The following is a 2,201-nucleotide window of genomic DNA, read 5'->3' as shown; positions in this document are numbered from 1 at the left end:
CGACGGCACCCTTCAAACGCCTGTAGAAATTGTTCTTGGGTATACGTTCGCTGAGCTGGAAGCTCGCGAACAGCTTTTCCTGGTAATCCTTTTTTCCCTGCATACATAAAGTTACGATCGATTCCACGATCGGCAATGATCAGCAACGAGTTTTTTCGTTAACTTGTACAACAGGCACAATAGCTATAAACAATTGCTATTACAGGCTTATCCTGAAAATTCCTGCGGAATTTCTAGCTTGTCGTGTATTTGCAAAAGTCCGTGCTAACCCACGCAACTGTTCATAGCCGAGACCGTTGCTGTGCAATAACTTCTCTTTACAAAGGTCATCGTTCTTTTGCTAAGGTGGTTTTAAGGAGAAGGTAAAAAAGGATGGTGGACCCTGGTGTTCCAGGGGGCCAAGTTTTTCGATGAATCGTATGAGAGTTACACTATCAAATACGAGGTTTCGTATAAAAACTTGTTTGAAGGAAGTTGATTTTTTTCGGAAAATCAAGTTTTCCGGCATCTTTTTTTTCGTTCCCGCGACCTTGACCCTTACCCAACGGTAACATATACGGGTATATATTCCATTGGAAAGGCTCCCTCAAAAAAAGCAATGCTGTTTTTGTTCCCGTTGTCGGCGTGGAAGAGAAGTGACTCCGTAAATACGGCGCATATGCCATTTGAAGGCTTCAAGGCAATGCGTTATATTTACTGCACACAACAGGAGTATTCATACAATACGGCTAACGCCGAACTGAACAAATACTCCAACCGTTGGGGTACATTACAGAGAAATGAAGAAAAAAGCAATTTGTCTTGCAACTAATCAAGAAGGGAATAAATGTCTCAATGAAGTTCTGAAATATGGAGAGCGTTGTAAAGAACACAAAGGAGTGAGAATTCAATATTTCTATGGATTTTACACTTCTCCAAAAGTTGCTGTGATTGACAAAGAAGTTGATTTAACTAAAATAAATTCAAAAATATTAAAAGAAACCGCTTATTCTTTTTCACATCAAGATATAGATTTTATTGTATGCCGAGATGGACTAATACTGGCGTCATCTGAATCTATAAATAAAAAAATTAGTGAATTTAAAGATTCATTTAATGGTGGAAGTGCTTATGGAAATTGGCGCTTGAATGAAGGAGCTTGGGCATCATATTTAGAAATTCTAAATACTCTCTATTTACTACTTGAATGTGCACAACATACAGTACCAGGAAATAATTATTATTTATTTCGGTATTTCGATATTACAAGAAATGATATCGTTCGAATAACCTATGAAAATGATATACCAATAAGACAATTATGGTTCGGAAGTGAATTGGCAGTTAGTTTAGTTCGAAGCCAGTTAGTTGATGAAAAAAAACTTGAACAAAGAAACTATAATACTCCTGCTCCTGTTTCAATATTTAATGAATTAGAGAATTATATCAAGAAAGTAAATTTCTATGATGATAGCATATTACATCTAACCGATTTAGCCCGTATTTTGGCAAGATTTCACGAAGAAGATTATCGTGGTTCATTTCTACTTGGTTGGTTATTTATTGAAGAGAATATGTCTAAAAAATGGGATATTTTTTTAAATTCAAAAAACAAGGAGTTTGAAGGTGGGGAATTTAGAATAAGTAATAATCGAAAAAAAATATTACGTGGACGTGATTATTCCATATCTATCGTATTAAATCAATTGGAATTGAATGAAATAATTACATATGTTGATTTCAAGACTTATGATGGTTTGAGAAAAATACGGAATAACGTTATCCATAGCTCATACCGACCTAATATTAAAGAAACTTCAAAAATGCTTAAATCAATTAAACCACTATTTGAAGAAACAGTTGGATATGAATTAAAATATCACGATTCAAGATATGGTTCTTCGGGACTTTAAAGTAACGTACCCCAACACCGTGTATAGCTCATTGCGGCTGAATTCCTAATCGGAATTCATTACAATTTGCTATCTTTCGGTTACGGCGGAAAATCATAGCTGATTTCCCGCAACGAGCCATACACAAGACCGTTGTAAAACATACCCAAAAAACGCTCGGAACTGAAAAATCAACTTCTGAAATTTTGGAAATAGTAACTTTTAAGTTACCTTTGTCTAAATGGATAAAGTTAGGCAAGTAATACAATACAAAAATTATTTCGAGGAGTTTCTACTTGCTCAACCGAAAAAGGTTCAGGACAAAATATT

The 2,201-nt window shown here is 35.2% G+C and carries 1 protein-coding gene; it reads left to right on the top strand.

The genetic code is table 11. The features are described 5' to 3' along the window. Nucleotides 1–779: 779 nt before the first annotated feature. The gene (locus BFP77_RS02650) at nt 780–1,892 is read left to right on the top strand and encodes a hypothetical protein (protein WP_099572530.1); all 1,113 of its coding nucleotides are present in this window, start codon (nt 780–782) and stop codon (nt 1,890–1,892) included. Nucleotides 1,893–2,201: the final 309 nt, after the last annotated feature.

This window comes from Maribacter sp. 4U21, assembly GCF_002742365.1.
Classification (GTDB): Bacteria; Bacteroidota; Bacteroidia; order Flavobacteriales; family Flavobacteriaceae; genus Maribacter.
This window is presented reverse-complemented; position numbering and strand designations above follow the sequence as displayed.

What these genes read in the sequence shown, in the direction of transcription:
- BFP77_RS02650 (WP_099572530.1), top strand. Translation starts at nt 780, where the DNA reads ATGAAGAAAAAAGCAATTTGTCTTGCAACTAATCAAGAAGGGAATAAA.